Genomic DNA, 21,828 nt, shown 5'->3' on the forward strand with positions numbered 1-21,828 from the left:
GCCTCAAGCGAATCATCGCCCGCCAACTCTTCCGCACTCTCCAACAACACCACAACACCGCACCTACGACCCCTTGACGCCACATAGCAGCGTCACAGAGAGACGCGAATCGCCTGGCCCTCGTGGTGACGGGCCAGGCGCGGCGGCCGGTACGAGAGGGGTTCAGACCTCTTCGAGGCCGGAGAGCTCGTCGATCACGTGTGGCACGAGCGACGACAGGGTGGCCATGCCGTCGCGCACCGCGGCGCGCGAGCCGGCGAGGTTGACCACCAGCGTGCTGCCCGAGACGCCCGCGAGGCCCCGGGAGATGCCGGCATCGACCGCGCCCGCGGCAAGGCCGGACGCGCGCAGCGCCTCGCCGATGCCCGGGATCGGCCGGTCGAGCACGCCGGCCGTGGCGTCGGGCGTGCGGTCGCGCGGCGAAACGCCGGTGCCGCCGACGGTGATCACGAGGTCGGCACCGCCGATCACCGCGGTGTTGAGCGCGTTGCGGATGCCGGCGGTCTCGGCCTCGACCACCACGACGCCGTCGACTATGAAGCCGGCCTCTTCGAGCAGCTCGGTGACGAGCGGTCCGGTGTTGTCCTCGTGCTCCCCGTGGGCGACCCGGTCGTCCACGATCACCACGAGGGCCCGGCCCAGCCGCTGTGCGCTCCGTTCCATGCCGACACCGTATCCGGTGACGGCACCCGCCCGCCGCCGTGGGCGGGTGATTCCTGACGATTCGGTGACGTGGTCCGGTTGAACCGGGCGTGGTCCGGTCCGCGCGCCCTAGCGTCGGCAGGGTGCGAGTACTGATCACCGGTGGAGCCGGGTTCATCGGGTCCCACGTCGCGGACCAATTGGCCGACGCGGGCGACGAGGTCGTGGTGCTGGACACCCTCCTGCCCACTGCCCACGGCACGGCCACGCCGCCGGAGTACACGGGCCGCCACCGGTTCGTGCGCGGCGACGTCACGGACCCGGACGAGGTCGCCGAGCTGCTTGTCGGCGTCGATGCGGTGTGCCACCAGGCGGCCGTCGTCGGGCACGGCGTGGATCCGTCGGACGCGCCGTCGTACGCGCTGAACAACGACTACGGCACGGCGGTGCTGCTCGCCGGGATGCACGCGGCCGGCGTCCGCAAGCTCGTGCTGGCCTCGTCGATGGTGGTCTACGGCGAGGGCCGCTACTCGTGCCCGCGCCACGGGATCGTGCCGCCTTCGCCACGGCGGCAGTCCGATGTGGACGCCGGCCGTTTCGAGCCCACGTGCGGCGACTGTGGCGTGGAGCTGCACTGGCAACTCGTGCCCGAAGGTGCACCACTTCTGCCCAGGAGTACCTACGCCGCAACGAAACTGGCGCAGGAGCACCTCGCCGGCGCGTGGGCGCGCCAAACAGGCAGCACGGTGTGGGCGTTGCGCTACCACAACGTATACGGCCCGCGGATGCCGCAGAACACGCCGTACGCCGGGGTGGCGTCGCTGTTCCGCTCGTCGCTCGAGCGTGGTGACGCGCCGACCGTGCTGGAGGACGGGCGGCAGCAACGGGATTTCGTCCACGTCCACGACGTCGCGCGCATCAACGCCTTGGCGCTGCACGCCGAAGGGCCGAGTGGGGACATCACGCCGCTCAACGTCTGCTCGGGTGATCCGCACACGGTGGGCGACCTCGCGCGGGAACTGGCGCGTGCGTACGGCGGGCCGGAGCCGCGCATCGTCGGCGGCGCGCGGCCCGCGGACGTCCGGCACGTGGTCGCCGATCCCGCTCTGGCCAGGAAATTGCTGGGGTTCACGGCGGAAACGACGTTCGAGGACGGCATCACCTCGTTCGCCACGGCGGAGTTGCGCGCGCCCGTCTGCGCCTGAGACGCGCTTGAGATGAAGGTCACTTCCCGGAATTATTTCCGGGCACTGTGATCTTGGTCGTGTGCATGCGGTCCATCGAGGTGGGGAACATCGAGATCCATGCGCTGGCCGACGGCCGTATCCGGCTGCCGGCGCCGTTCTTCCCGGGACTCGACGCGGGGAGACATCCCGACGCGTTCGCGGAAGACGGCACCGTCCACGTCCCCACCGGTGCGTTCCTCGTCCGCGGTAACGGCCGGACGATCCTCGTCGACGCGGGGCTCGGCCCGCGTGAGATCGAGTTCCCGGAGGGCCTGCGGCCCGACGACGGCGACATGGGCGCGGGCGGCGGCCTGCCCGTCGCGCTCGCCGAGGCCGGGTGCTCGCCGGCCGACATCGACACGGTTCTGTTGACGCACTTGCATTCCGACCACGTCGGTTGGCTGGCGCCGCAGGGGAAGCCGTATTTCCCGAACGCCACGGTGCTCTACGGCGCGCAGGACTGGGCCGCGCTCGTCGAGCCGGTCGGGCGCCACGACTGGACGCGGATCGGCCTGGAAACCGTGCGCAGCCACGGACACCTGCGCGCGCTGAACGGGGACGCGGAGATCGCGCCGGGTGTCACCGCGCGGCACGCGCCCGGGCACACGCCGGGCCACTACGTCGTGGACATCACCGCGGACGACCGTCGCGTGGTGCTGCTCGGCGACGTGCTCCACACGCCGGCGCAGCTGGTCGACTCGAACATCCGGTTCATCAGCGACAGCGATCCCTCGCTCGCGCTGCTCACGCGCCAGCAGTGGCTGCGTCAGGTCGCGGGTACCGACACGATCGTCGCGCCTGCGCACTTCCCGGGGATGCAGTTCTTCCGCGTGACCGCGGAGCGGGTGGCGGAGCCGGTGGAGGCTGTCACCGTCGGCTGATCGCGCGCGTCCACTGTGGCCGGTCGGTCACACGGACGCGGCGACCTTGGCCAGCGGCAGCCGGACCTCGAACCGGCAGCCGGGGCCGTGGTTGTGCACGCCGATGTGACCGCTGTGGGCTTCCACGAGGCCCTTGGCGATCGCCAGGCCGAGGCCACCACCGGAGGTCGTGCCGCTGCGGTCGGGAGTGCGGGCCTGGGTGCCGCGGAAGGCGACGTCGAAGACGCGGCCGATCTCGTCGTCCGGGATGCCGCCGCAGGAGTCGTCGACGGCGAGGATGGCCTGGTCGCCGTCGATGTCGAGCTGCACGGCGACCGTGCCGTCCGGCGGGGTGTGGCGGATGGCGTTGGAGACGAGGTTGCGCACGATCCGCGCGAGCTCCGGGTCGCTGCCGGACACGACCGGCCAGGCCTCGGCGTTCTCCAGCACGCGCACGCGTTTGCGCTCGGCCACGGGTGACTGCGCGGCGACCGCGTCGCTCACGACGTCGCGCAGCGGCACGGCGGACATGGTGAGTTCCAGCGCGCCCGCGGTGATGCGGGAGAGCTCGAACAGGTCGCCCACCATGCCCGAGAGCCGGGTGGTCTCGCCGCTGATGCGCTGGGCGTAGTCGGCGACCTCGTGACGTTCCGAGACCACGCCGTCGGCCAGCGCCTCGGCCATGGCCTGGATGCCGGCGAGCGGGCTGCGCAGGTCGTGGCTGATCCAGGCGACGAGCTCGCGCCGGGACGCTTCGGCGGCGCGTTCGCGTTCGCGCGCCTCGCGCTCCCACACGCTGCGGCGCGCGATCACGCGGCCGAGCACGATCGCGGCGGGCACCGTGACGAGGGCGACGAGCAGGCAGACGAGCAGCTCCGTCATCAGAGCCTCGGTGAACATGAAGCCACTGATGCCGATGACGCCGACGAGCAGGGCGATCACGGGAATGAGTACCAGCACCGTCATCGTGGTGGCCAGCGAGCGGTTGCGCAGCTTGTAGAGCACCAGCCCGCCCACCGCGGCCACCGGAAGCGCGAACAGGAGCGCGAACGGCAGGATGTGCAGGACGTGGGTGAGCATGTCCAGGGCGGATTCACCGGTGTTGATCATGACTGCTCCCGGTCGTAGCGGTAGCCGACGCCCCAGACGGTGGCGACCCGCGTCGGCTTGGCCGGGTCGCGTTCGATCTTTTCGCGCAGCCGTCGCACGTGGACGGTCACCGTGGACTGGTCGCCGAAGTCCCAGCCCCACACCTTCTCGAGCAGGTCGGCGCGGGAGAAGGCCACTCCGGGGTGGCCGAGGAAGAACGCGAGCAGGTCGAACTCGCGTGTGGTCAACGGCAGCTCGGCGCCGCCGAGGGTGGCCTGGCGGGCGGTCATCTGCAGGCGCAGGTCGCCGTCGACGAGCTCAGGCGCGGGAGGCGCGGCGCGCGGCATGCGGGCGCGGCGCAGCACCGAGGCCACGCGCAGCGCCAGCTCCTTGGGGCTGAAGGGTTTGGTGACGTAATCGTCGGCGCCCAGCTGGAGGCCCGCGATGCGGTTCTCCTCCTCGCCGAGGGCGGTGAGCATCACGATGGGTACGTGGCTCACCTGGCGCAGGCGGCGACAGACCTCGAGGCCGTTGATGCCCGGCATCATCACGTCGAGCACCACCAGGTCGGGATCGCGTTCGGCGAACAGCGCGAGGCCCGCGGCGCCGTCACCCGCGACGTCGACCGTGAAACCGGCGACTTCGAGGTAGCGGCGGACGACGTCGCGCACCGTCTCGTCGTCGTCGACCACGAGCACGCGCCCGGCCTGGTCCTCCATGCCTCACCTCACCAGCTCGTCAGAAGAAGATGGTTGACCGCCAAGGCGGTCACTGCCTGCCCGGCCAGCCACCAGCGGCGGCCGGGTGCGGGCAACAGGGCCGTCATCGGCAGCAGCCACGCGCCGAACGGTAACCAGATGCGTTCCACCTCCGCCTTCGACAGGCCGGACACGTCGGCGAACACGATCGTGACCACGGCAGCGATGCCGAGCAGCAGCACCGGGTCGCGCAGCAGGCCGCGGCGCGACTCGGGCAGGAACGCCCCCGTGACCCCGCGGCGAGCGGCGGCCACCACCGCCGGGCCGGCAGCGACGGCGACGGCGGCCAGGTCGGCCCACACCCAGTACGAGTATGGCCGAAGTGTGGCGATGCCCTGGTAGTAGCGCTCGACGACGAGGTGGTAGCCGTCGAGCCACCAGAAGCCGGCCAGCGCGAAGGCGGCCACCACGGCCAGGGCGCCGACCACGGCGAGGGCGGCGGCGCGCCACTGGCGGCCGAGCACGGCGACAGCGAGCGCGACGAGGCCGAGCAGCACGAGGCCGTAGGAGAGAAAGGCGCCGTAGCCGAGGAGCACGCCCGAGGCCAGCGCGGTCGGCGCGGCGTAGCGGCGGCCGTGGGTGAAGCCGACGGCGGCCAGGGCGAGCAGGGCGATGCCGGTGGCCGTGACGCCGGCGAATAGGCCGTCGGCGGAGACGCCCAGCCACACCGCGCCCGGGGAGAGCACGGCGAAGGGCAGCACGGCGCGGGCGGCGCTCTGGCGGCCGAGGAGGGCGACGGTGGCCGGCACGGCGACGGCGATGAGCGCGGCAACCACGACCACGGCCGTGGAGGCCCAGGCGCCGCCGCGCAGGCCCAGATGATCGAGCCAGACGAACACCAGCGTCGCGCCCGGCGGGTGGCCGGAGACGTGCGTGGTCCACGAGTTCGGCTGGAAGTCGAGGATGCGGGAGCTGAACTCGCGCAGGAAACGCGGGATGTCCGTGATGCCGGGCACCTCGTGGAGGTACTCCTGCGGGGTGGTCAGGCGGCCGGTGAAGCCGCGCGACCAGCCGTCGATCATGGCGAGGGAGAAGATCCAGGCGAGTGACGTCGCGTACCCGGCGGCGAGGGCCCGTCGCCAGGACAGCCGGGCCGCGACCGCGGGGCCCCACAGGACCACGGTGGCCGCGACCAGCGCGGCGAACACCGAGCCCGGGCCCACGTGGGGCAGCCAATGGGCGAAGATCGGCGCGGTGGGCGCGTAGATCACCACGCCGGAGTTCGGACGGTTGTAGTAGACCCCGACGGCGGCCGCGGCGGCGACCAGCACGAGGGCGGCGCCGACCGCGATCACGTCGCCGCGCGTGTCGGCACGACGGGGCTCGGGTGGTGGCGCGGGCGGCTCGGCGAGCCGGGCAGCCGAAGTCGACTCGCTCATCGACCGCACGATAACCCCGGCCGAGGTGTCTCACGGGCCTGGAAGGGGCAGCTGTGAGAACTCGGTAAGAACTGGCCACGCGTCATGATTCGGTAAGCACCGCAAGGGTTCTCGACCGTCCTTTACGGACCTACCGTACGCCGTGTGAGCGATCTTCAGGTAGACGTCGTGCTCCCGTGCCTCGACGAGGCGGGCGCGCTGCCCGGTGTGCTGGCCGCGCTGCCGGCGGGATTCCGCGCGATCGTGGTGGACAACGGCTCGTCGGACGGCTCGCCCGACGTGGCGGCCGCGCTCGGCGCGAAGGTGGTGGACGAGCCCCGCCGCGGGTACGGCGCGGCCGTGCACACGGGGCTCGAGGCCGCGACGGCGGACATCGTGTGCTTCGCCGACGCCGACGGCTCCCTCGACCTCGGTGACCTGCCGCGCCTGGTGGCCGCGGTGGAAGGCGGCGCCGACCTCGCGGTGGGGCGCCGGGTGCCGACGCACGCGGGTGTGTGGCCGTGGCACGCGCGGGCGGGCAATGCCGTGCTTTCGCTGTTGCTACGCAGCCGGGGGCTGCCTGTACGGGACATCGCGCCCCTGCGGGCGGTGCGGCGGGACGCGTTGCTGGGGCTGGGCGTCACCGATCGCGCCTTCGGTTATCCGCTGGAGCTGCTGATCCGTGCGCAACGCGCGGGCTGGCGGGTGCGGGAGTTCGACGTGACCTACGGGGAGCGCGCGAAGGGCACGAAGTCGAAGGTGTCCGGGTCGGTGCGGGGCACGCTGCGCGCCGTCCGCGACTTCGGGCGGGTGCTGGCCCGATGACCTCCCGGTTCTGCGTGCTCGTGGTCGCCAAGGCGCCCGTGCCCGGCTTCGCGAAGACCCGCCTGTGCCCGCCGGCGACGGCGCGGCAGGCCGCGGAAATCGCCGCGGCGGCGTTGCTCGACACGCTCGACGCGGTGTGCGCGACGCCGGGCGCGCTGCCCGTGGTCGCGATGACCGGTGATCTCGGCTCGGCCGCGCGCGGAAGCGAGATCGGCCGGTCGCTGCGGCGGGCGACGGTGATCGCCCAGCGCGGCTGGGACTTCGGGGCGCGGCTGGCCAACGCCCACGCCGACACAGCGTCGGTGCACGCCGCGCTGCCGGTGCTGCAGATCGGCATGGACACACCGCAGGTGACGCCGGAGCTGCTGGGCGCGTCGATCGAGCCCGTGCTGCACGGGGTGCACGACGCGGTGCTGGGGCCGGCCGAAGACGGCGGTTGGTGGGGGCTCGGGCTCAGGGACCCGCACCACGCGCAGGTGCTGGCGGGCGTGCCGATGTCGCAAGAGGACACGGGCGTTCGCACGCTTCGGGCGCTGGCCGCGGTCGGCCTGGTGGCCGGGCCGCTGCCAGAGCTGTCCGATGTGGACACAATGGGTGACGCCGTGCGAGTGGCCGCGGAGGCGCCACGCGGGCGGTTCGCGGTGGCCGTGCGCGCGGTCGAAGGACGGGAAGTGGCGTGAGAAAACTGAGTACCGGCACGGAGTTCGACCGCGGGCTGCTGGGGCAGCACTGCTGGCTGGAGCTCGCCAACGGCGACCGGGTCGACCTGCCCGTCGACCGCTGGACCGACGGGTGCGACCTGGGCGACACCGTGCTGCTCGACGCGTGCGACGGCCCGACGCTCGACATCGGCTGCGGCCCGGGCCGGCTCACGGCGGCGCTGGCGAAGCGCGGTGTGGTGGCGCTGGGAGTGGACAGCTCGCCCACGGCCGTGCGGCTGACGCAGGAGCGGGGCGCGGTGGCGTTGCGGCGCGACGTCTTCCAGCCACTGCCCGGCGAGGGGCGCTGGCACCACGCGTTGCTGGCCGACGGGAACATCGGCATCGGGGGCGACCCGCGCTTGCTGCTGGACCGGATGCGGGAGCTGATCGCGCCCGACGGGGACGTGCTGGTGGAACTGGAGCCGCCGGGGCGGGGCATACGGCGGGAGGCGGTGCGGCTGCTGCCGGGCTCGTCCGGGCCGTGGTTCGGCTGGGCGTGGGTCGGGGCCGACGCGATCGCGGAAGTCGCCATGCGCGCGGGATTCCGCGTGGACTGGACCACGAGCCGGGGCCACCGCTGGTTCGCGAGGCTGGAGCGGGCATGACCGAAGAGAAGCCCACCGGCCGGGGTTTGGCCGACGAAACTCCCGCGGACGAGGCACGAGCCGAGGGCGCCGTAAATACCGCAGTAGAACCCGAGCCGTCACGGGAACACCGGCTCGGCGCGGCGTGGAGGCGCTTCGACGTGCGCGTGTCCGAGGCGCAGGTGCGGTTCGGCGAGCGGGCCGCACAGGCGCGGGCGGGTGCCACGCGCGCGAAAGTCCGTGCGGAGCACGCGAAAGCGCGCGTCGACGAGCGGATCGAGAAGCTGCCGATCCCGCGTGAGGAGCAGTTCAAAGGCGGGGCGCACGGCGAGCGCGTGACGGCGCGGATCGGCTCGCTGCTGGGGCTGGCGTTCCTCATCTGCTTCGTCACGGGCCTGCTCAGCCACCTGATCCAGCACCCGCCGGAGTGGTTCTTCTGGCCCAGCCGTCCGGTGTGGCTGTACCGCGTGACACAGGGCGCGCACGTGATCTCGGGTATCGCGGCGATCCCGTTGCTGCTGGCGAAGCTGTGGAGCGTCTTCCCGAAGCTGTTCGAGCGGCCGTTGGTGAAGTCGTTGCCGCACGCGCTGGAGCGGGTGTCGATCCTGGTGCTGTCGGGGTCGGCGTTCTTCGAGCTGAGCTCGGGGTTGCTGAACGTCGCGCAGAACTACCCGTGGAACTTCTACTTCCCGGAAGTGCACTACGCGGTGGCGTGGGTGGCGATCGGGTCGGTGGTGGTGCATGTGGCGGTGAAGCTGCCGATCGTGCGGCGGGCGCTGACCCGCGAGACCGAGCCGGAAGCTCAGCCCGAGGAACAGCCGGCGAAGAAAATCGAGAAAAAGCCGGTCTACGGGTTCACCCGCCGCGGTTTCCTGCGGACCACTTGGATCGCGACGGGTGTGGCGGTGCTGTCCACCGCGGGCGCGACGGTGCCGTGGCTGAAGGACGTCTCCGGGCTGTCGTGGAAGACCGACAAAGGCCTGCAGAAGCTGCCGGTGAACCGCACGGCCGTCGCGGCGCGCGTCACGCGGACGGCGGTCGATCCGAGCTGGCGGCTGTCGGTGGTGACGCGGGGCGGGACGAAGCAGTTCACGCTGGCCGACCTGCGAGCGCTGCCCCAGGTGAGCGCGGACCTGCCGATCGCGTGCGTCGAGGGCTGGAGCCAGATGGCGAGCTGGCGCGGGATCTCCTTCCCGACGCTGCTGCGCGCGGTCGGGGCCGAGCCGGGCGCGGAGGTGCGCGTGTCGTCGCTCGACAAGACCGGCCTGTACGGCGCCAGCACGCTCCCGGGCGAGCACACGGCCGACGACCTGACCCTGCTGGCGCTGGAACTCAACGGCGAGGTACTCGACGTCGACCACGGCTATCCGTGCCGTGTGATCGCGCCGAGTCGCCCTGGCGTGCTCCAGACGAAGTGGGTCGAAAAGCTGGAGGTGCTGTGAAGGTCATCCGAATCCTGCTCGCGCTCATGGGCCTGGCGGCGCTCGGCTTCGGCGCATCGCTGTTCATCGACTACGCCGCGCCCGCGTGGCCGGAGAGCTTCAAGACCGTGCTCTGGATCGGCGGCGGCCCGATCGCGAACGACGCTGTGTTCGCGCCCGTGGCGGGCGTCGTCGGTCTGCTGCTCTCGCGCGTGCTGCCCACGGCGTGGCGGGCACCGGTTCAGGTGGGCGCGGTGCTGACGGCCGTGCTCGGGTTCATCGCGTTCCCGTTGCTGTGGCGCACGTACGGCGTCATCCCCAAGCCGGGCCTGCACGACGGCAACACGTGGGCGGGGCTGCTGCTGACGCTGGCGGTGGTGTGGGCCGTCGTAATCCTCACCGGGGCGGCCCGCATGGTGCTCGCGCATCGGAAGCCGCGTCGCCGCGCGGCGAAGAGCGTTGCCGCGCAATAACCCCGAGAAGACGCCGAAGACCTCTCCGTACCGCCTCCGACTCGGTACGGAGAGGTCTCCGTGCGGGGTGTGAGGTGCCCACAGGTTGCGCGGGCTAAACATCGATTGCCCACTAATTTTCCTTACCGGGCAAAGAGCCTGGTCACAGTGCCGGGATGGCAGAGGATCTTCCGGACAACGCAGCCGCCCGCGTCTGAAGCGCCGCGAGCCGGCTGCCGCCATGCCGTTCGCGGAGACCAAACTTACCGACCAAACGCTCTACGAGCCGCCGAGCGCATTCGTCCGCGCCGGGAATCAGGTCGTGGAGTTCCGCCGCGAGCACCCTTGCCGATCCCCGGCAGCAACCGTGAACCGCCGCGAGACCACGTGAGCACGAGGCTGTTGCCGAACACCCCGGCAACGGAGACGGCCACGCGCGACCGGCATCGAGTGCCCGGTCGCGCGTGGCCTTCAAGGGTCCGGCCCCTGCCCAGGGGGTCGAGCCGTGGTTGGTCTCGGTCGCGCCCGGCGACCGAGCGATCAGTTGGCCGGTACGGGCTGGCCGCCGAGGGTCACCTGCAGGGTGCGGCCGTCGGAGAGGGTGAACGTCGCCTTCTCGTCGGGGGCGCGGGTGCGGATGGCCGCGATGAGCGTGTCGGCGCTGTCGATGGTGCGGTCGTCGATCTTCGTGACGATGTCGCCCGACTTGAGGCCGGCCTTCTCGGCGGGGCTGCCCGGCGTGATGTCGCCGAGCTGAGCGCCGCCCTGCGGGGCGTCGGCGACCTTGGCGCCGATGAACGTCTGCGTGGCGTGGCCGGTCTTGATGATGTCGTTGGCCGTGCGGCGTGCCTGGTCGATCGGGATGGCGAAACCGATGCCGACGTTGCCGCCCTGCGCCTGGCCGCCCTGGCCACCCTGCCCGCTGTTCGGGCTGTAGATGGCGGAGTTGATGCCGATGACCTGGCCGTTCATGTTGGCGAGCGGGCCACCGGAGTTGCCGGGGTTGATCGCGGCGTCGGTCTGGATGGCGTCCATGACCGTGGTCTGGTCGGTCTCATCGCCGCCGGCCTGCACCGGCCGGTGCAGGGAGCTGACGATGCCGGAGGTGACGGTGCCGCTGAGCTCGAACGGCGAGCCGATGGCGACCACCGGCTGGCCGACGCGCAGGTCGTCGGACCGGCCGAGCTCGACCGGGGTCAGGCCGCTGACGTTGTTGACCTTCACCACGGCGATGTCGGTCGTCGGGTCGCGCCCGACCACGCTCGCGGCGGCCTTCTTGCCGTCCTGGAACACGGCCTGGATCTGGCCGCCGTTGGCGGCGACCTCGACCACGTGGTTGTTGGTGAGGATGTAGCCGTCGGTGCTGAGCACGAACCCGGAGCCCTCGCCCGCGGCCGTGCGGCCGGAGACCTGCAGCTCGACGACGCTCGGCGACAGCTTCTGCGCCACGGACTCGATGGAGCCGGCCGGCGCGTTGCCCGTCTGCTGCGCGGGCTTCGGCTGGTCGAGCGCGTTGACCGACGGGCCGGACGAGCCGCCCGTGAGGTAGCCGACGGTGCCGCCCGCCACGCCGCCGATGACGAGCGCGATCGCGGCGACGGCCGCGAGCAGCTTGCCCGGGCCGGACTTCTTGGGCGCGGGCGCCGGGGGAACGCTATAGGTCCCTGGGGCGGCGTACTGCTGCTGCGTCGTGCCACCGGTGGGCGGGTACGGGTTGTTGTAGCCCATCGGACCGGTCTGCGCGCCCTGCGCGGACCACGGGTTCGGCGTGGCGTACCCGGGGTTCTGCTGCTGCGCCTGCTCGCTGTACGTGGGCTGCTCACCGGACGCGGGCGCGGGTGACGCGCCGGGGGCGGTAGGCTGGCTCCAGGCCGCCTGACCCTCGGTGCCCGGCTGGGCACCCGGGTTCTGGCGACCCGCCGCGGAGTCGTGCGCGTGGGGGTCGTTCTCGGTCATGTCCTCACCTAAGCGGCCGGGCCTGAGAGGTTCCTGAGCCGAACCTGTGTTTCGGAGATGAGTATGCCGCGCCCGGTACTCAGCCCGCCGCGCGAAGGCGCTCCGCGATCTGCTCGGGCGTCGCGTCGTTGATCCACACGGCCATGCCGGACTCGGAACCCGCGAGGTACTTGAGCTTGTCCTTGGCCCGCAACACCGAGAACAGCTCGAGGTGCAGCCACGCCAGGTCGCGGTCGCGGCGCACCGGTGCCTGGTGCCACGCGGCGATGTAGGGCAACGGGCGGTCGTACAGCGCGTCGCAGCGGCGCAGCACGTCGAGGTACACGCGGGCGAAGTCGTCGCGCTCGGCGTCGGTGAGCGCGGGAATGTCGGGCACCTGCCGGTGCGGCACGACCTGGATGTGCACCGGCCAGCGCGCGGCCGGCGGCACGAACGCCGTCCAGTGCTCACCTTCCACGAGCACGCGCGCGCCGGACTTCTGCTCGGCCGCCAGCACATCGCCCATCACCGCGCGGCCGTGTTCTTCGCGGTACGCGCGCGCGACGTCGAGCATCCGCTCGCTTTTGGGCGTGACGAAGGGGTAGCCGTAGATCTGGCCGTGGGGGTGCGAGAGCGTCACGCCGATCTCTTCGCCGCGGTTTTCGAACGGATAGACCTGCTCGACGCCCGGGGTCTCACCCAGTGCGAGAGTGCGGTCGGCCCACGCGTCCACGACGAGGCGCACGCGTTCGGGGCTCAGCTGGGAGAACGAGCCGCCGTGGTCGCTGGAGAAGCACACGACCTCGCAGCGCGCGCGGCCCGGCGCTGTCGGCACGAGGCCGAGCTCGTCCACAGTGGACGGATCGCCGTGCGCGTTCTGGGAGAAGGACGGGAACCGGTTCTCGAACACGACCACGTCGTAGTCGGGCTCCGGGATCTCCGTGGGGCGTCCCGGCGTCGTCGGATCGAGCGGGCACAGGTCGGCCGGCGGCTTGTACGTGCGCGTCTGCCGGTGCGCGGCCATGGCGACCCACTCGCGGGTCAGCGGGTCGAGGCGGATCTCCGACGCCGCGGCCACCGGCGGGAGGTCGCGGGTGTCCTCGGCCGTGCGCTCGTGGTCGCCGTCGTGGTCGAAGTAGATGATCTCCCGGCCGTCGGCCAGGTGTCGCAAGGTGCGTTTCACGCGTCTTCTGCCTCGAGGTTCTCCGCCGTTTCGGCGATCATCAGTTCTCCGACCCGCTCGGCGAGGCTCTCCCTCGCCGAGTCGGGAAGTCCGTCGTCGGTCACCACCACGTGGGCCTCTTCGAGGTCGGCGATCGTGGAGATGCCGACGGTGCCCCACTTCGTGTGGTCGGCGAGCACCACCAGCCGCCGGCCGGCCTCGACGAGCGCGCGGTCAGTCTCGCTCTCGGTGAGATTCGGGGTGGTGAACCCGGCGCCCTCGGCCATGCCGTGCACGCCGAGGAAAACGAGGTCCAGGTGCAGCGAACGCAGGCTGTGCACGGCGACCGGGCCGACGAGCGCGTCGGACGGCGTGCGCACGCCGCCGGTGAGCACCACCGTGCGGTCGGGTTGCGTGGACGCGCGCAGCACGTCGGCGACCTGGATGGAGTTGGTGACGATCGTCAGCCCCGGGATGGGGTCGAGCGCGCGGGCCAGCGTCCACGTGGTGGTTCCGGCGGACAGGCCGATCGCGGTGCCCGGCTTGACCAGGCCGGCGGCAAGCTCGGCAATGGCCTCCTTCTGGGCGCGCTGGCGCACGGACTTCGCCTCGAAGCCGGGCTCGTCGGTGCTCTTGCCGACCACCGACGTCGCGCCGCCGTAGACCTTCTCGACCAGGCCGCGGCCGGCGAGCACGTCGAGGTCGCGGCGCACCGTCATGTCGGACACGCCGAGCCGCGCGACGAGGTCACTGACCCGGACCGCACCGGTCCGGCGTGCCTCCTCGAGGATCACCGCCTGTCGCTGACGTGCGAGCACCACCACTCCTCAAGCACGAACCATCAACCACACAAAATCCTACACGATTAAACATGTGGTGTGCGGGACGTGCTTCGCGCGGCGTCCCCCGGACGGGCGAGGAGTCAGCCGGGAGCGCCCGGCAGCCGGATCGTGAGCAGCGCCCCACCTCCCGGGGCGTGCATGGCGTAGACCGCGCCGCCGTGACGTTCGGCGGCCTGCTTCACGATCGACAGGCCGAGGCCGGAACCCGGCAGCGTACGGGCTTCAGAGGAGCGGTAGAAGCGGTCGAACACCTTGGGCAGGTCCTCCTCGGCGATGCCCGGGCCGGAGTCGGCGACCTCGACCACGGCCGTGCCGTCGCCGAGGGGCCGCAGCATCACCCGCACGCGCGAACCGGACGGCGAGAACTTGACGGCGTTGTCCAGCAGGTTGAGCACGGCCCGTTCGAGGGAGCTGTTGTCGCCGGTGAGGACCCACGGCTGCAGGTCCACTTCAAACTCGATGTCCCCGGCGCGGCGGCGGGCGCGGTCGAGCGCGCGCTCGACGACGTCGACCAGCTCCACGCGTTCGGTCTGCTCGCGCGGCTCGTCCTGGCGGGCGAGCTCCACGAGGTCGCCGATGAGCTGGGTGAGCTCGTCGAGCTGCCCGCGGATGTCGGCCTCGATGTCGGCGCGGTCCTCCTCCGGCAGCGATCGGGCGCCCGGCCGGCTGGCTGAGAGCAGCAGCTCCAGGTTGGTGCGCAAGGAAGTCAGCGGCGTCCGTAGCTCATGGCCGGCGTCGGCGACGAGCTGGCGTTGCCGTTCTTGGGAATCAGCGACCGTGCCGAGCATCGTGTTGAAGCTCTGGGTGAGGCGGGCGAGCTCGTCGTCACCGCTCACGGGGATCGGCCGCAGGTCGCCGGTGGCGGCGACGCGCTCGGCGGCCGACGTCAGCCGGTCGACCGGCCGCAGCCCGGTGCGCGCGACGGCCGTGCCGGCGCCCGCGGCGACCACGATCCCGGCGCCGCCCACGAGGAAGAGGACGACGGCCAGCTCATTGAGCGTGCGTTTCGTCGGCTCCATCGACTGTGCGAGAACCATGGCCTCGCCGTGCCCGGACGGCAGCGCGACCACGCGCGTGTCCGTGGATACGTCGGTGCGCAGCGAGCGCGGCGACTCACCCGTGGCCACCGCCAGCTCCAACGGCCCGTACGGCGGCGGCGAGCCGGCCTGCGGGTAGATCAGCTTGTTGCTGTACGCGTTGAGCTGGCCGATCTGCAGGTCGGCGCTCGCCAGGAACGCGCCGGGCACCTGTTCGAGCTGCGTCTGCACCGGCGGCGAGTTCACGGCCGCTTGGGCGCGCGCGAGCAGATTGTCGTCGAGCTGCTGGTAGAGGTTGCTCGACACGATCATGTACGCGCCCAGCGACACGAGCGCCACGGCGCCGGCCACGCAGGCGGCGGCCAGCAGCGTCACGCGGCCGCGCAGCGAGAAGCGGCGCGTGCCCCAGCGGTCGCCGCGCGGGTCGCTGACGTCGACGGTCGGAACGGCGGTGCTCGGGGGGGCGTCGGTCACGGCGGGGTTTCGCGCAGGACGTAGCCCACTCCCCGCACCGTGTGGATCAGCCTCGGTTCGTTGCCGGCTTCCGTCTTTCGACGCAAATAGCCGACGTAGACCTCCAGCGCGTTGCCCGACGTCGGGAAGTCGTAACCCCATACTTCCTCCAGAATCCTTCCGCGGGTCAGCACGTGCTTGGGGTACGAGAGGAACAACTCGAGCAGCGCGAACTCGGTACGGGTGAGGCTAATCTCGCGGCCGCCGCGGCGGACTTCGCGAGTGCCGGGGTCCAGCGTGAGGTCGGCGAAAGACAGCACCTCGCTCGTCTCGCCCTGCTGGGGGTCCGGCACGGCGCGGCGCAGCAGGGCGCGCAGGCGGGCCAGCAGTTCTTCGAGGGCGAACGGTTTGGGCAGGTAGTCGTCGGCGCCGGCGTCGAGGCCGGAGACCCGGTCGGAGACGGTGTCGCGGGCGGTCAGCACGAGAATGGGCAGGTCGTCGCCGGTGCTGCGCAGGCGGCGGGCCACCTCGAGCCCGTCGAGGCGCGGCATCATCACGTCCAGCACCATCGCGTCCGGCCGGTTGGCGATGATCGTCTCCAGGGCCTGCGCACCGTCGCTGGCGAGCTCGACGGTGTACCCGTTGAACTCCAGGGACCGCCTGAGCGACTCACGGACGGCTCGATCGTCGTCCACCACAAGGATGCGCATGACGTCAGTCTTACGCAGAGTGCTGAGACCCGCCTAAGAACACACGCAGAACTCACAAAGAGTCGGTATCACCAGGCCTGGCCACGGGCGCGTTCCAGTGCCGCCACAGAGCCACCAGCCGAATCGTTACCACCACGGCCGCCGCGACGACCGTGACTGCGCCCGACGGCAGTGGCAGAGCGTGACCGATCGCGACGAGCACCGCCCCGGCGAGCGCGGCGACGGCGTAGATCTCCTTGCGGAGGACCAACGGGATCTCCCGCAGCAGCAGGTCACGCAGTGCGCCGCCACCGATGCCGCTGGTCATGCCGATCAAGCACGCGGCGTAGGCGGTGGCGCCGGCGTTGAGCGCGATCGTCGTGCCGGCCGTCGCGAAGACGCCCAGGCCCAGCGCGTCGGCGAGCAGCACCGCGCGCCTCAGCCGCGCGACCTGGGGGTGGAACGCGAACACGACGAGCGCCGTCGCCGCGCAGACGGCGAGGTACGGCCAGTTCCGCAACGTCGTGGGCGGGTGGATGCCGAGCAAGACGTCGCGGATGATGCCGCCGCCCAGCGCCGTGGTGAGGCCGACGACGATCACGCCGAACACGTCGAGGCGCGCCCGGACGGCGGCCAGCGCCCCGGACGCCGCGAACGCCACCAGCCCGAGCAGCTCGAGCGCGGTCAGGACCATCCGCTACTGGCCGAGCAGCCCGCCGCGGTAGGCCAGCAGCGCGGCCTGCACGCGGTTGGCGGCGCCGATCTTGGAGAGCACCGCGGACACGTACCCCTTCACCGTGGCCTCCGACAGGTGCAGCCGCCCGCCGATCTCCGCATTGGAGAGCCCCTGCCCGATCAGCGCGACGACCTCGCGCTCGCGTTCGGACAGACTCGCGAGGAGCTTGCGCGCCGGTTGCGCGGCCCGCTGCTCGTCGCGATGGGACTGGACCATGCGCGCCGCCACGCCCGGGTCCAGCACGGCGCCGCCTTTGGCCAGGTCGCGGATGGCGCGCAGGAGAGCCGACGGGTCGATGTCCTTCAGCAGGAAGCCATTGGCTCCGAGCCGCAGCGCGAGGCTCACGTACTCGTCGATGTCGAACGTCGTCAGCATCGCGACCATCGGCGGGTCCGGCAGCGCGAGGATGGCCCGCAGCGCGCGGATCCCGTCGTCGGGCGCCCGCATCTTGATGTCGAGCAACGCCACGTCGGGGTGGTAGCGCCGCGCCACCTCCACCGCGGATCTGCCGTCGCTCGCCTCACCCACGATCTCGATGTCCGCGGCCCCGGACATCATGGCGCGCAGGCCCGAACGAACCAGTTCCTCGTCGTCCGCGAACATGAGCTTGATCAACGAAGCCCTCCGGCAGCCGGTGGTCGAAGCGGTTCCCCGCTTCCCGTTAAGGAAGATTACCTACTGTTGTTCAAGGTTTCGAAACCAGACACGACCAGGTGACGCGACTGGTCCGGCCGGGTCCCTGATCGTGCTGGTCCCCGCCTACCGGGGTCACCCACACGGGCCACGCCATCGGTCGGGCGCGCAGGTGGTTCCGGACCCGCGGCCACCCGGCTTGCGAGGTGGGCGTCCGGACTCGACAGAAAAGGCAGAAAGAGTGATCACTCTTCCTGCCACTCCCAACGTATAGCGCACCCCCGGCCTTGCGGCAAGACCCCGGTGGTCCTGCAAAATCGTCGGCTCGGCCGGAATTCGCGGAGCTCTTCGCGCCGGCGACCATCGAAGTACGGGGGAACCAATAGTGAGCGGGACCGAGCTCGTGCTGGATTTCCGGGAGATCGACCGGGACCAGGTCGACCTCGTCGGGGGCAAGGGCGCACATCTGGGGGAGCTTTCACGGATCGACGGCGTCCGGGTACCGCCCGGGTACTGCGTGACGACGCACGCTTTCCGCCGGGTGCTGGCGGGCGTACCGGACCTCGGCCGCGGTCTGGACCGCTTGGCCCGGCTGGACCCCGACGACCGGGGCAAGATCGCCACGCTGAGCGGCGAGGTGCGCGAGGCCGTTGCCACGGCCGCGATTCCGGACGACCTCGCGGCGGCCTTGCTCGCGGCGCTGAGCCGGCTGGACGAAAGCGCGGCCTACGCCGTGCGTTCCAGCGCGACGGCCGAAGACCTGCCGACGGCCTCGTTCGCCGGCCAGCAGGACACGTACCTCAACGTTGTCGGGCCGGCGGCGGTCCTCGAGCACATCCGGCTGTGCTGGGCCTCGCTGTTCACCGACCGGGCCGTGACCTACCGGCTGCGCAATGGTTTCGACCACCGCCGGGTCCTTATGGCCGTGGTGGTTCAGCGGATGGTGCTGTCGGAGGCGTCCGGGATCCTGTTCACGGCCGACCCCATCACGTCGAACCGGAAGGTCACGACCATCGACGCGGGTTTCGGGCTCGGCGAGGCGCTCGTTTCCGGGCTGGTGAACGCCGACAGCTACCGGGTGCGCGAAGGGGAAATCGTCGAGAAGACGGTGTCGGCCAAGCAGCTCGCCATCCACGCGTTGCCCGGCGGCGGCACCCGGGAGGACGCACTCGCCCCAGAAGTGCAGGAACGGCCGGCGCTGACCGACGAGCAGGTGCTGGAGTTGGAGCGGCTCGGCCGCCGGATCGAGGCGCACTTCGGCCGGCCCCAGGACATCGAGTGGTGCCTGGCCGACGGTGAGTTCCAGGTCGTGCAGAGCCGACCGATCACCACGCTGTTCCCGATCCCGCCCGCCGTCGACGACGGCAATCACGTCTACCTCTCGGTCGGGCACCAGCAGATGATGACCGACGCGATGCGGCCGCTCGGGCTGTCCGTGTGGCAGCTGACCACGCCACGGCCCATGGCGGAGGCGGGAAGCCGGCTGTTCGTCGACGCGACCCCGGGCCTCGCGACGAAGGCCGGGCGCGCCGGGTACCTGGAGATGATGGGGGCGTCGGACCCGCTGATGCGCGACGCGCTGCAGACGGTGCTCGACCGGGGTTTCCTGCCGGAGCCGACCGACGGCGGCGCCGCCCCGCTGCCGTTCGGCGTCGCACCCGAGCCGATCGAGGCGGACCCTGCGATCGCCCGCGGGCTGATCGCGGAGAGCAAGGCGTCGTTGGCCGCGCTGGAGCGTGACATCCGCGAGAAACGCGGCGCGGAGTTGTTCGACTTCATCCTCGCGGATCTGCAGGAACTGCGGCGCCTGTTGTTCAATCCGCGCAGCCACCAGGCGATCATGGCCGGAATGGACGCGACGACGTGGCTGAACAAGCAGCTGCGCGAATGGCTGGCCGAGGAGAACGCCGCCGACACGCTTTCGCAGTCCGCGCCCGATAACGTCTCGTCGGAAATGGGCCTCGCCCTGCTGGACGTCGCCGACGTCGTCCGGCCCCACGCGGAAGTGGTGGCGTTTCTCCGGACCGTGCGGGACGAGGGCTTCCTGGACGAACTGCCCGCGCTGCCGGGCGGAAGCGAAGCGCGAGAGGCGATCCGGGGCTATCTGGACACCTACGGCATGCGTTGTGTCGGCGAAATCGACATCACGCGGCCACGGTGGAGCGAACGTCCCAGCACGCTGCTGCCCGTGCTGCTCGGCAACGTCGACAACTTCGAACCCGGCGCGGCGCGACGGCGCTTCGACCAAGGGCTGCGGGAAGCCGCGCAGAAAGAACAGGAACTGCTGGAGCGTTTGCAGGTTCTGCCCGACGGCGCGCGGAAAGCCGAAGAGACCAAGGCGATGATCAACCGGCTGCGCACCTTCGTCGGCTACCGCGAATACCCCAAGTACGGGATGATCAGCCGCTATTTCCAGTACAAGAAGGCGCTGCTGGCCGAGGCCGAGCGGCTCGTGGCGGCCGGCGTGCTCGATGCTCCGGAAGACATCTACTCGCTGCGGTTCCAGGAACTGCACGAGGTCGCGCGCACCGGTGTCGCCGACACCGACCTCATCCGGCGGCGCACGGAACAGTTCGCGGCGGACCAGGCGCTCACCCCGCAGCGGGTGCTCACCTCCGAGGGCGAAACCGTCTCCGGGAGCTACCGACGTTCGGACGCACCGGCCGGCGCACTGCCCGGCCTGCCGGTGTCCGCCGGGACCGTCGAGGGCCGCGCCCGCGTCGTCCTGGACCTCGCCGAGGCCGACCTGGACACGGGCGACATCCTCGTGACTGCCTACACCGACCCCAGCTGGTCACCGGTGTTCGTCACCATCGCCGGCCTGATCACGGAGGTGGGCGGCCTGATGACCCACGGCGCGGTGGTCGCCCGCGAATACGGCCTGCCCGCCGTCGTCGGCGTCAACCAGGCCACGCGGCTGATCCGAGACGGCCAGCGGGTCCGCGTGAACGGCACCAACGGCTACGTCGAGTTCCTCGACTGACGCCTGGCCGTCGGGGATCACCCGATCCCCGACGGCCCTACGGCTTGATCAGCGGTTCTGCACGTTGTCGCTGAACTGCTGCCGGCAGTTCTGGATCTGGGACTGGTCGGTGCCGGCCTTCTGCAGGCAGTCCTGCAGGTCGCCGATCTGGCTGCCGAACGTCGCGAAGATCGAGCCGACCAGGATGGCCAGCAGCAAGCCGATGACCAGGCCGATGCTGCCGGTGACGATGCCGGCGATGGAGGCACCCTTGTTCGTCGCCTGTCCGCGGTTGGCGCGCTTCACGCCGAGGATGCCGAAGACCAGCGCGAGGACGCCGAGGATGATGCCGCCCCACACCGTCCAGCACAGGACGAGGGCGATGATGCCCAGCACGAGGGCCGTGACGCCGAACCCGTTGCGCGGCGCGCCCACGGGCTGCTGCTGCCCGTAACCGGCGCCAACCGGCGGCGCGGCGAACGGGGCGCTCTGGCCGGCCTGGTACTGCTGGTACTGCTCAGGGTTGTCGGGCGTGCTCACGTGCTTCCTTTCAACGATGGGAACCGGAACTTTACGACCCGGCGCACGCCTTATCGGGCGGATGGCCTGATCGTTACCAATCGTGCGTACGTTGTTTGACCTGGTCGCCCGGAACCCGTCACGGTCTCCCCGGCGGGCCGGCCCCGAGCAGCCACCAGATCTGGTCCCCGGTGTGCCGGTTCCCCGCTGATCGGGTCCCCCACCTGGTCGATGCCGCCGGTCAGGCAGGTAGGTGCTTGTCAGAGGGTCCGGGACCGGTAAGCTGCTGGCTGGCTACACATGCCCTCGTAGCTCAGGGGATAGAGCACCGCTCTCCTAAAGCGGGTGTCGCAGGTTCGAATCCTGCCGGGGGCACCACGCAGACGGTCCCGGAAACACCGTCTACCACCCGCAGACGCTCAGCTGAGGCCGTGCCACTTTCAGACACGGCCCCAGCTGCCGTCCGGGCATCGCTGGCCTTCATGGCGTGGCCACGCTGCATATCCATTCCGGTCTCTCTCTGTTCGGAGAAGGGGATCACGACCGCCTCCCGCATCGTTCCGGCGACGACCTTGATGGTGTCGCCGAGCAAGGTCACGCGACACCGTGCATCACATGTGCTGTAGTCGTAGTGGATCTCCAGCCGCAGTGCCTCGAAGAGTCGGCGTGACAGTTCGTCGGGAAGTTCGGCGAGGTCGACCGCGGTGACCGGTAGGTGGTCGAGCAGAGCGGGGTTGGGCGCAAGGCGGATCTCGTCTTCGACCTCGGCGAGTTGTTGCTCCATCGCCTCCCGCTCTACCTTCAGTTCGGCGCGCCGCTCGTCGATGTCCCGGATGAAGTCCTTGTCCACGTCGTCTGCAACTTCGAGACTGCGGACCAGGCGCTTTCTCTTCGCTTCAGAGTCTGCAACGGAGCGTCGCAACGCAGCGATCTTCTCCCGACGT

General features: G+C 71.0%; 20 protein-coding genes and 1 tRNA gene. 9 read left to right on the forward strand and 12 right to left on the reverse strand.

Annotation, left to right across the window (positions count from 1 at the left end):
* Positions 1-162 precede the first annotated feature (162 nt).
* Entirely contained in the window at positions 163-663 is a 501-nt protein-coding gene (locus tag AB0383_RS44845; RefSeq protein ID WP_328604492.1) for a MogA/MoaB family molybdenum cofactor biosynthesis protein, read from the reverse strand.
* Positions 664-785: 122 nt separating this feature from the next.
* Between AB0383_RS44845 and AB0383_RS44850 the strand changes: the two genes are divergently transcribed.
* Positions 786-1,847, forward strand: coding sequence for an NAD-dependent epimerase/dehydratase family protein (locus AB0383_RS44850; RefSeq protein ID WP_366190488.1), 1,062 nt, complete (start codon positions 786-788; stop codon positions 1,845-1,847).
* A 65-nt stretch (positions 1,848-1,912) separates the two neighbouring features.
* Complete coding sequence (locus AB0383_RS44855) at positions 1,913-2,749, forward strand: MBL fold metallo-hydrolase (protein WP_366190490.1); 837 nt, start codon at positions 1,913-1,915, stop codon at positions 2,747-2,749.
* 27 nt (positions 2,750-2,776) lie between these two features.
* Here the strand turns inward: AB0383_RS44855 and AB0383_RS44860 are convergent, their stop codons facing one another.
* Genes AB0383_RS44860 through AB0383_RS44870 form a run of 3 tightly spaced genes read right to left on the reverse strand, consistent with a single transcriptional unit; the run spans position 2,777 to position 5,954 of the window.
* Positions 2,777-3,838: a HAMP domain-containing sensor histidine kinase gene (locus AB0383_RS44860; protein ID WP_220244412.1), complete on the reverse strand. Its 1,062-nt coding sequence runs from the start codon at positions 3,836-3,838 to the stop codon at positions 2,777-2,779.
* On the reverse strand, positions 3,835-4,536 hold the full coding sequence (locus AB0383_RS44865; protein WP_220244413.1) for a response regulator transcription factor: 702 nt from the start codon (positions 4,534-4,536) through the stop codon (positions 3,835-3,837). The genes AB0383_RS44860 and AB0383_RS44865 overlap by 4 nt, the downstream gene beginning before the upstream one ends.
* Positions 4,537-4,544: 8 nt before the next feature.
* Complete coding sequence (locus AB0383_RS44870; RefSeq protein ID WP_366190492.1) at positions 4,545-5,954, reverse strand: hypothetical protein; 1,410 nt, start codon at positions 5,952-5,954, stop codon at positions 4,545-4,547.
* A 144-nt stretch (positions 5,955-6,098) separates the two neighbouring features.
* Between AB0383_RS44870 and AB0383_RS44875 the strand changes: the two genes are divergently transcribed.
* The 5 genes from AB0383_RS44875 to AB0383_RS44895 all read left to right on the forward strand — a co-directional run bounded on the left by AB0383_RS44875 (position 6,099) and on the right by AB0383_RS44895 (position 9,937).
* Positions 6,099-6,758, forward strand: coding sequence for a glycosyltransferase family 2 protein (locus AB0383_RS44875; RefSeq protein WP_364182131.1), 660 nt, complete (start codon positions 6,099-6,101; stop codon positions 6,756-6,758).
* Positions 6,755-7,438, forward strand: a complete 684-nt coding sequence (locus tag AB0383_RS44880) for a DUF2064 domain-containing protein (protein ID WP_364182134.1) — start codon at positions 6,755-6,757, stop codon at positions 7,436-7,438. Before AB0383_RS44875 ends, AB0383_RS44880 begins: the two co-directional genes overlap by 4 nt.
* Positions 7,435-8,064, forward strand: a complete 630-nt coding sequence (locus AB0383_RS44885; protein ID WP_364182136.1) for a class I SAM-dependent methyltransferase — start codon at positions 7,435-7,437, stop codon at positions 8,062-8,064. Before AB0383_RS44880 ends, AB0383_RS44885 begins: the two co-directional genes overlap by 4 nt.
* 254 nt (positions 8,065-8,318) lie before the next feature.
* The gene (locus tag AB0383_RS44890) at positions 8,319-9,485 is read left to right on the forward strand and encodes a molybdopterin-dependent oxidoreductase (RefSeq protein WP_364182309.1); all 1,167 of its coding nucleotides are present in this window, start codon (positions 8,319-8,321) and stop codon (positions 9,483-9,485) included.
* A complete protein-coding gene (locus tag AB0383_RS44895) occupies positions 9,482-9,937 on the forward strand; it encodes a hypothetical protein (protein ID WP_366190495.1) in 456 nt (151 codons plus the stop codon). The genes AB0383_RS44890 and AB0383_RS44895 overlap by 4 nt, the downstream gene beginning before the upstream one ends.
* A gap of 519 nt (positions 9,938-10,456) precedes the next feature.
* Here the strand turns inward: AB0383_RS44895 and AB0383_RS44900 are convergent.
* From AB0383_RS44900 to AB0383_RS44930, 7 genes are all read right to left on the reverse strand, one after another.
* Entirely contained in the window at positions 10,457-11,872 is a 1,416-nt protein-coding gene (locus tag AB0383_RS44900) for a trypsin-like peptidase domain-containing protein (protein WP_366190497.1), read from the reverse strand.
* A gap of 79 nt (positions 11,873-11,951) precedes the next feature.
* On the reverse strand, positions 11,952-13,034 hold the full coding sequence (galT, locus tag AB0383_RS44905; protein ID WP_366190499.1) for a galactose-1-phosphate uridylyltransferase: 1,083 nt from the start codon (positions 13,032-13,034) through the stop codon (positions 11,952-11,954).
* Positions 13,031-13,831 carry a DeoR/GlpR family DNA-binding transcription regulator gene (locus tag AB0383_RS44910; RefSeq protein WP_364182146.1) on the reverse strand — a complete coding sequence of 267 codons (801 nt, stop codon included), beginning with the start codon at positions 13,829-13,831 and terminating at the stop codon, positions 13,031-13,033. The genes galT and AB0383_RS44910 overlap by 4 nt, the downstream gene beginning before the upstream one ends.
* A 104-nt stretch (positions 13,832-13,935) precedes the next feature.
* Complete coding sequence (locus tag AB0383_RS44915; RefSeq protein WP_364182149.1) at positions 13,936-15,366, reverse strand: HAMP domain-containing sensor histidine kinase; 1,431 nt, start codon at positions 15,364-15,366, stop codon at positions 13,936-13,938.
* Entirely contained in the window at positions 15,363-16,055 is a 693-nt protein-coding gene (locus AB0383_RS44920) for a response regulator transcription factor (protein WP_220244423.1), read from the reverse strand. The genes AB0383_RS44915 and AB0383_RS44920 overlap by 4 nt, the downstream gene beginning before the upstream one ends.
* A 52-nt stretch (positions 16,056-16,107) precedes the next feature.
* Positions 16,108-16,728 (reverse strand): trimeric intracellular cation channel family protein, encoded by a 621-nt coding sequence (locus tag AB0383_RS44925; protein ID WP_364182150.1) that lies wholly within the window; start codon positions 16,726-16,728, stop codon positions 16,108-16,110.
* Positions 16,729-16,731: 3 nt separating this feature from the next.
* Positions 16,732-17,385 carry a response regulator transcription factor gene (locus tag AB0383_RS44930; RefSeq protein WP_366190503.1) on the reverse strand — a complete coding sequence of 218 codons (654 nt, stop codon included), beginning with the start codon at positions 17,383-17,385 and terminating at the stop codon, positions 16,732-16,734.
* 403 nt (positions 17,386-17,788) lie between these two features.
* On the opposite strand from AB0383_RS44930, the gene rph reads away from it, so the two are divergent.
* Positions 17,789-20,386 carry a rifamycin-inactivating phosphotransferase gene (gene rph / locus AB0383_RS44935; RefSeq protein WP_366190505.1) on the forward strand — a complete coding sequence of 866 codons (2,598 nt, stop codon included), beginning with the start codon at positions 17,789-17,791 and terminating at the stop codon, positions 20,384-20,386.
* Between the two features lie 48 nt (positions 20,387-20,434).
* On the opposite strand, the gene AB0383_RS44940 is transcribed toward rph, so the two are convergent.
* Positions 20,435-20,905: a DUF4190 domain-containing protein gene (locus AB0383_RS44940; protein WP_366190507.1), complete on the reverse strand. Its 471-nt coding sequence runs from the start codon at positions 20,903-20,905 to the stop codon at positions 20,435-20,437.
* Between the two features lie 281 nt (positions 20,906-21,186).
* Here AB0383_RS44940 and AB0383_RS44945 point away from each other — a divergent pair.
* A tRNA-Arg gene (locus AB0383_RS44945) sits at positions 21,187-21,262 on the forward strand.
* The last annotated feature ends 566 nt before the right edge of the window (positions 21,263-21,828 follow it).

The sequence above is a fragment of the Amycolatopsis sp. NPDC051373 genome (assembly GCF_040689465.1).
Lineage (GTDB): Bacteria > Actinomycetota > Actinomycetes > Mycobacteriales > Pseudonocardiaceae > Amycolatopsis.

Coding starts and splice junctions, on each gene's coding strand:
- AB0383_RS44880 (WP_364182134.1), top strand. CDS start 6,755: ATGACCTCCCGGTTCTGCGTGCTCGTGGTCGCCAAGGCGCCCGTGCCC.
- AB0383_RS44870 (WP_366190492.1), bottom strand. CDS start 5,954: ATGAGCGAGTCGACTTCGGCTGCCCGGCTCGCCGAGCCGCCCGCGCCA.
- AB0383_RS44860 (WP_220244412.1), bottom strand. CDS start 3,838: ATGATCAACACCGGTGAATCCGCCCTGGACATGCTCACCCACGTCCTG.
- AB0383_RS44855 (WP_366190490.1), top strand. CDS start 1,913: ATGCGGTCCATCGAGGTGGGGAACATCGAGATCCATGCGCTGGCCGAC.
- AB0383_RS44845 (WP_328604492.1), bottom strand. CDS start 663: ATGGAACGGAGCGCACAGCGGCTGGGCCGGGCCCTCGTGGTGATCGTG.
- AB0383_RS44925 (WP_364182150.1), bottom strand. CDS start 16,728: ATGGTCCTGACCGCGCTCGAGCTGCTCGGGCTGGTGGCGTTCGCGGCG.
- AB0383_RS44920 (WP_220244423.1), bottom strand. CDS start 16,055: ATGCGCATCCTTGTGGTGGACGACGATCGAGCCGTCCGTGAGTCGCTC.
- AB0383_RS44900 (WP_366190497.1), bottom strand. CDS start 11,872: ATGACCGAGAACGACCCCCACGCGCACGACTCCGCGGCGGGTCGCCAG.
- AB0383_RS44865 (WP_220244413.1), bottom strand. CDS start 4,536: ATGGAGGACCAGGCCGGGCGCGTGCTCGTGGTCGACGACGACGAGACG.